At 70.8% G+C, this 6,742-nt stretch carries 5 protein-coding genes and 1 riboswitch; of the genes, 3 read left to right on the top strand and 2 right to left on the bottom strand.

Translation table 11 applies throughout. The features are described 5' to 3' along the window. Nucleotides 1–285, bottom strand: a 285-nt coding sequence (locus QOL99_RS13870) for a hypothetical protein (protein ID WP_285524686.1), incomplete at its 3' end; no start/stop codon positions are given. Between the two features lie 120 nt (nt 286–405). Next, nucleotides 406–2,472, bottom strand: a complete 2,067-nt coding sequence (locus QOL99_RS13875; protein ID WP_285524688.1) for a zinc metalloprotease — start codon at nt 2,470–2,472, stop codon at nt 406–408. Between the two features lie 173 nt (nt 2,473–2,645). Continuing rightward, nucleotides 2,646–2,747, top strand: a riboswitch (SAM riboswitch). Nucleotides 2,748–2,886: 139 nt separating this feature from the next. Between QOL99_RS13875 and QOL99_RS13880 the strand changes: the two genes are divergently transcribed. The 3 genes from QOL99_RS13880 (at nt 2,887) to QOL99_RS13890 (ending at nt 6,610) form a co-directional block, all read left to right on the top strand. Next, nucleotides 2,887–4,227, top strand: coding sequence for an O-acetylhomoserine aminocarboxypropyltransferase/cysteine synthase family protein (locus tag QOL99_RS13880; RefSeq protein ID WP_285524689.1), 1,341 nt, complete (start codon nt 2,887–2,889; stop codon nt 4,225–4,227). Then, nucleotides 4,224–5,237, top strand: a complete 1,014-nt coding sequence (locus tag QOL99_RS13885; protein WP_285524690.1) for a homoserine O-acetyltransferase family protein — start codon at nt 4,224–4,226, stop codon at nt 5,235–5,237. The genes QOL99_RS13880 and QOL99_RS13885 overlap by 4 nt, the downstream gene beginning before the upstream one ends. Nucleotides 5,238–5,338: 101 nt before the next feature. Further along, nucleotides 5,339–6,610, top strand: coding sequence for a glycosyltransferase family 2 protein (locus QOL99_RS13890; protein WP_285524691.1), 1,272 nt, complete (start codon nt 5,339–5,341; stop codon nt 6,608–6,610). The last annotated feature ends 132 nt before the right edge of the window (nt 6,611–6,742 follow it).

Raw genomic sequence — 6,742 nt, forward strand, 5'->3', positions numbered from 1 at the left:
CCCCAGGGCCGGAGCGGTCGCCAGGGCCTGGGCCTCGGCCCCCAGGGTGGCGCGGGCGGCGGCGTCCAGGGTCAACGTGCCCCGGGCAGTGAGGTCGGCCAGCACACGCACCGTGCGCAGCAGTCGCAGGGTGGGCAGGGCCGCCTGAACCCGCTGGGGAGTCTGAACACCCATGGGCACCTCGCTGCGGGGCGCCGCCACCCGGCCCGCCGCCGGGGAGGTTGCCGCCCCCATGCCTCCACCGAGGACCACAAGAGTCAGGCCGATAAGCACAGACCGCGTCATGTACCCAGCTTAGCCCCGGCGGGTGACGGGGGGCTGACCCCGTGCCGCCCAGTGCAAGGGGCCAGCACAAGGGAAGCCGGGACTCCCAGGCCCCGGCTCCCCTGCTGCGGCGTGTCGGTGTTACTCCGCCAGACGGCGGGCACGCTGCTCGGGGGTTTCCTCGGGCATGATCCACGCGCCCTTCTTGGGCAGGTGGTCCTTGCTGACGCGGGGCTGGGCCTTCACGGTCTGGGTCGAGAGCCCGGTCAGGTTCTCATACCACTTGTAGCCCTCCACCTGCACGCCCGCCGTGGTCGCCGCGTCCAGCACGGCGCGGTAGCCCTGGTGGCCCAGCTCGGCGGCCCTGAAGTAGTTCAGGGCGGCGTACTCGCGCTGGGCCTGCGCGAAGAGGCTGTCGGCGTTGCGGGCCGCGCCCTGCACGCCCTGAACCTTCCCGGCGCGGCGGGTGATTTCCAGAATCGCGTTGGTGTTGTTGAGGTACGCGGCCGTCAGGTAGCGGTACTGCGCGTCGAGGTTGAACTGCCCGAAGGTGCGCGACAGGTCGTTGTAGGACATGATCGTGGCACTCTGGTCGCCCGAATCCACGAAGCGGAAGCGCCCGCTGGAGCCGTAGGAGATGTCCTCCTCGCTGTCGTAGCCGTCGTGCGGGTGCGACAGGCTGAGGTGGTGCCCGACCTCGTGCACGGTGGTGTCGGTAAAGCCGTACCCGGCCGGATCAATCAGGCTGGGCGTGAGGAAGGAGTACACGAAGCTCTGGGTCCCGGTCTGGCCGTCGTCGTACGCCACACCCAGCAGGCCGCCCTGGCTGTCGGTGGCGTCGTTGAAAGCATAGATCGGCAGCAGGTACTTGTCGCCCGCCGTCTTGTAGCTCTCGCGCAGTTCACGCACCCCGAACTGGAACAGTTCCTCACCGAAGAGGTCCGCGTAGTCGGGCGAGCAGATGTCCTCGGCCTCGATGGGGAAAAAGCAGTTGTAGACGTCCGCGAGGTCACCATCGAGTGCGGTTTGCCGGACATTGGTGCTGAACTTGGCGAAGGGCTGCAGGACCGACACGCGGCTCTGGAGCAACGCGGTGTTCAGCAGCGTGGCGGGGTCGCGGGCGCCCTCGCCCTGCTCGACCCGCACGTCGAGTTCGATCTCCTCGGGCATCCGGGGCGGCGTCAGCGCGACGCGGTAGATAGGGCTGGGGGTAAACAGCAGGTTCAGGGCGGTGTAGCGCACCACCTGCGCGAGGTCCGTGCTGACTTTGCGCCCGTAGGCGGTGCTGGCCTTGCGGGTGCCGTATTCCCAGATGGGCGGCATGCGGTAGTCGGGGCGGCCGTCCCCGGTCGAATCCGCGTTCGTCACGTCCCAGCCGTCGGTCCAGTAATCGGGGTTGGCCGACAGGTCGTAGAACCACACCCGCTGCGGCGCCGCACCCTGGCGCACGCTGCCGCCCCAGGCGATCAGGCGGCGGCTGGCACGGGCACCGAATTTGGTCCCGGTGTCGGTGTCGGCGGCGTCCGCGCGGGTGTAGGAGTGGAACTTGAAGTCGGGGCGGCTGTACCAGTTCACCAGGTACACCGTGTACTCGCCGGGCTTGGCCCCCACCCGCGAGACGTTGTCGGCCAGCCAGTTCTCGGTCGCCAGGGCGTCGATCTCCCAGTTCGCCTCGACGGGACGGTTGATCAGGGGCGAGGGAGTCTCACAGTCGTCCACGGGCACCTGGTAGTCCTCGCCCGTCTCCTCGTCCGTCTCGGTCACGAACTGGCAGTTGAAATACTTCTGGAACACCGTGAGCGGCTTCTCGGTCGCGTTCTGGGTCAGGTACCCGAAAAAGTCGTCCTCGAACTTCTGGTCCGCGAAGACGTAGTTGTAGTCGTAGTCGAAGACGTTGCCGGTGTACTCGGTGTTGCCGTAGGCGCTGGGAATACGGGCGATGGTCTCGTAGGACTTCGGCAGGGTGTCCTGGAAATCGCGGGTGTTGACGTTCTGGGCGGTCTGCACCTGTCCGGGCAGCGCTTCGCGGTAGCCCACGAAGACCACGTTGACCTTGAGGCGGGTGCGGATGCTGTCCTGCTCGCCGGGCTTGAGGGTGCTCAGGCGGCCGAACTCGGTGTCGGTGCCCGGCGTCGGTTGGGGCCGGGTGGTACAGGAGGCGAGCAGCGAGGCGCTCAGCAGAAGCAGGGCGGTGGCGCGAAGGGTCATAAGCCTCCTGGGGTCCGGGCCGGACCATGAGTGGAATCGGGGGGTCGTCATGAGAAGTGTAACGGGTTTTTGAGAGCCTGTGCCCCCATCTGGGGGCGGAGTCACCTGGACAACCGCGTTGACCCGCCGCCGCCCCGCCTGCTACGGTTCCCAATAGCTCCCGCGTGGAGCGATCCCTATCCAGAGCGCCCGAGAGACCTGGCTCGCGGACGGCGCGGCAACCGGACCCCATCACGTCACGGTGCCAAGGCCAGCCCACCCCGCGTCAACGATGACCGCGAGACGGTGGGACCGATCAGGGAAGGTCACGCGGACGATTCCAGCCGCCCCTTCTCGATTGCCCGAGAGGGGCCTTCGCTTCTGGCGCGGCTCCCCACAACTTCCCGCTTGTCTTTTCTGTGAGGAGGGTCCGCCGTGACCAGTTCCAAGTCTGCCCCGCTCCAGCCCCTGCACTTCGACACCCTGCAAGTCCACGCCGGGCAGCGCCCCGACCCCGCAACCGGGGCGCAGGCCGTGCCCATCTACGCGACCAATTCCTACGTGTTCGAGTCGCCGGAGCACGCCGCCGACCTGTTCGGGCTGCGGGCCTTCGGCAACATCTACAGCCGCATCCAGAACCCCACGACCGCCGTGCTGGAGGAACGCGTGGCGGCGCTGGAGGGCGGCGTGGGTGCCCTGGCGGTGGCGAGCGGGCACGCCGCGCAGTTCCTGGCGATCACGAACGTCGCGCAGGCGGGCGACAACATCGTCTCCACGCCCAACCTGTACGGCGGCACGGTCAACCAGTTCCGGGTGACGCTGCGGCGGCTGGGGATCGAGGTGCGCTTCACGGGCAAGGACGAGCGCCCGGAGGAGTTCGCCGCGCTGATCGACGACCGCACGCGGGCCGTCTACCTGGAGACCATCGGCAATCCGGCGCTGAACGTCCCCGACTTTGAGGGCATCGCGGCGGCGGCGCACGCGCAGGGCGTGGCCGTCTTCGTGGACAACACCTTCGGAGCCGGGGGGTACTACTGCCAGCCGCTGCGGCACGGGGCCGACGTGGTGCTGCACTCGGCGAGCAAGTGGATCGGCGGGCACGGCAACGGCATCGGCGGGATCATCGTGGACGGGGGGACCTTCGACTGGGGCAACGGGCGCTACCCCCTCTTCACCGAACCCAGCCCGGGCTACCACGGCCTGAACTTCTGGGAGACGTTCGGCACGGGCAACGCGCTGGGGCTGCCCAACGTCGCCTTTATCACCCGCGCCCGCACCGAGGGGTTGCGGGACCTGGGGCCGACCCTGGCACCGCAACAGGCGTGGCAGTTCCTGCAAGGGGTGGAGACGCTCTCCCTGCGGGCCGAGCGGCACGCCCAGAACGCGCTCGCGCTGGCCTCCTGGCTGAGTGCCCACCCGGACGTGGCGCGGGTGACCTACCCCGGCCTCTCCAACCACCCCCACCACGACCGGGCGCAGGCGTACCTGCCGCGCGGGGCGGGCGCGGTGCTGACCTTCGAGCTGCGGGGGGGCCGCGAGGCGGGCGAGGCGTTTATCCGCTCGGTGCGGCTGGCGCAGCATGTGGCGAACGTGGGCGACACCCGCACACTGGTGATTCACCCGGCGAGCACGACCCACTCGCAGCTCGATGAGGTGACCCAGACAGCGGCGGGCGTGACGCCGGGGCTGGTGCGGGTGTCGGTGGGGATCGAGCACCTCGGGGACATTCAGGAGGATTTCGCGCAGGCGCTCGCCGCCGCGCTGGTGGGGGCGTGACGGCGGCGGCGCGGCCCTCCCCTCCTGGCCCGCCGCCCGCCCCGCCGGAGCAGACCGGGCGTCAGACCGCCCTCCTCTTCCGGGACGCGCCGCTGCTGCTGGACTGCGGGCAGGCGGTGTCGGACGTGCGGGTCGCCTATCACACCCACGGCACGCCCTCCGAGCACGCCGTCCTCGTGCTGCACGCGCTGACGGGCACGAGCGCCGTCCACGAGTGGTGGCCGGACTTTCTGGGGCCGGGGCGACCGCTGGACCCCACGCGGGATTACGTCGTGTGCGCGAACGTGCTGGGGGGCTGCGCGGGGACGACGGGTCCGGCCGAGTTGCCGCGCGTGAACGGGGAGGACCCGCCCCTCACCCTGCGGGACATGGCGCGGGCAGGCCGGGCGCTGCTGGAGCATCTCGGGGTGCGGCGGGTGTCGCTGGTGGGCGCGAGCATGGGCGGGATGCTGGCCTACGCGTGGCTGCTGGAATGTCCCGATCTGGTCGAGCGGGCGGTGATCGTGGCGGCCCCGGCACGGCACTCGCCGTGGGCAGTGGGGCTGAACACGGCGGCGCGGGCGGCCATTCGCGCGGCGCCCGGCGGCGAGGGGCTGAAGGCGGCGCGGATGGTCGCCACCCTGAGCTACCGCAGCCCCGAGAGCTTCGCCCGCACCCAGCCCGGCTGGGGCACCCGTCGCCCCGGCACCGCCGACATCACGACCTATCTGGAGCATCAGGGCGAGCGGCTGGCGGCCCGCTTCGACGAACGGAGCTACCTCGCGCTCACCGGGGCGATGGACCGTTTCCAGCCGACAGACGCGGAGGTGCGGTCCATCCGGGTGCCCGTGCTGGTGGTCGGCATCTCCAGCGACCGGCTGTATCCGCCCGGCGAGGTGCAGGCTTACGCTGAGACGCTGCCCTGCGGCGAGTACCGGGAACTGCACAGCCCGCACGGCCACGACGCCTTCCTGATGGACCCGGGAGAGTTGCCGCAGTGGGTGAGTGGCTTTTTGCGCGGGGCCCGTTGACCCCCAGGGACCCCCGCTGGCTTCAGCGTTGGTCAAGTGTTTTCTCAGAAGCTGGGCCGGGGGTGGCAGTCCGGCGCCGGGCCCGTTAGCGTCGGGGGGCCATGACCACGGCCTTTCAAACCATCGAGGCCATCGGGCTGGTGCTGCTGACGATGTACCTGACCTACTCGCTGTGTGCCCTGCTGGCGCAGCCCCGGCGGGTCCCGCCGCGCCGGGCGCCCGTCCGCTTTACCTTCGTCGTCCCGGCGCTCAACGAGGCGGCGGTGATCGGGGCGACCCTGCGGAACCTGCGGGCGGCGGCCCCGGACGCGCGGCTGGTCGTGATCGACGACGGCGGCGACGACGGCACGGCGGCCCAGGTCGAAGCCGCCGCACAGGCCGATCCCGGCGTGCTGCTGCTGCGCCGGGTGCTCCCGCAGGCCCGCACCGGCAAGGGCGAGGCGCTGAACTGGGGGGTCGCCCAGCTGCTGCGCCGGGACCTGCTGCCCGGGGCACCGCTGGAGGAACAGGTGCTGGTCGTCTTCGACGCGGACGGGCGGCTGGACGCCGGACTGCTGGACGAGGCGGCGCGGGTCTTCGCCGACCCCGACGTGATGGCCGCGCAGGCCCGCATCCGGGTGCGCCAGAGCGGGGGCGGGGCGCGGGGGTGGCGCGGGGCGCTGGGGCGACTGCTGCTGCTGCAACAGGACCTGGAGTTCTACATCGTGCGGCACATCCAGCTGCTGCGCCAGCGGGCCTGGACGGTGGGGCTGGGCGGCAACGGGCAGTTCATGCGGCTGTCCTACCTGGCCGGGCGGCTCGGTCAGGGGCGGGACCCCTGGCCCCCGGTGCTGCTGGAGGACTTTGCCAGCGGGCTGGAGGTGCGGCTCGCCAGTCCCCGGCACCGCCTCGTCTTTCTGGAGTCGGGAGTCACCCAGCAGGGCCTGACCGATGTGAGGCGCTTCGTGCGGCAGCGGGCGCGGTGGACCCACGGCAACCTGCAATGTTTTCCGAACCTGCCGCGCATCTGGCGCACGCCGATGCCGCTGGGGGCGCGGCTGGACCTGACCTACTTCCTGGCGCAGCCGTGGCTCAACCTGCTGACGCTGGGGCTGCTGGTGTACTACCCCGCCCGCGCCGTGGGCCGCCTGCTGACCGGCGAGGTGAACTGGGCGCTCACGGCGGCACTGACCCTGCCCGGCCTGATCCTGCCGCTGGCCTGGGTCTTTCTGTACAGCCGCGAGAACCGGCTGGGGCTGCGGCAGGCCGCCTTCGCCGCCGCCGGACTGCCCGTCTACACCCTCATCATGATGATGAGCGTGCCCCTGGCCTTCCGCAATTTCCTGCGCGGCGAGCACGGCTGGGCCAAGACGGCGCGGCACGCGGAGGCGTGAGCGCAGGGGGCGATTCCCTCCTCCTCAGGGCTCGCGCAGCAGCTCGGCCAGGCGGTCGGCCGTGTGGGTCAGGGTGTGGCGCGAGAGGACATGCGCCCGCGCCGCCGCCCCGAACTCGCGGGCGCGGTGGGG

It is taken from the genome of Deinococcus rhizophilus (assembly GCF_030271215.1).
Classification (GTDB): Bacteria; Deinococcota; Deinococci; order Deinococcales; family Deinococcaceae; genus Deinococcus; species Deinococcus rhizophilus.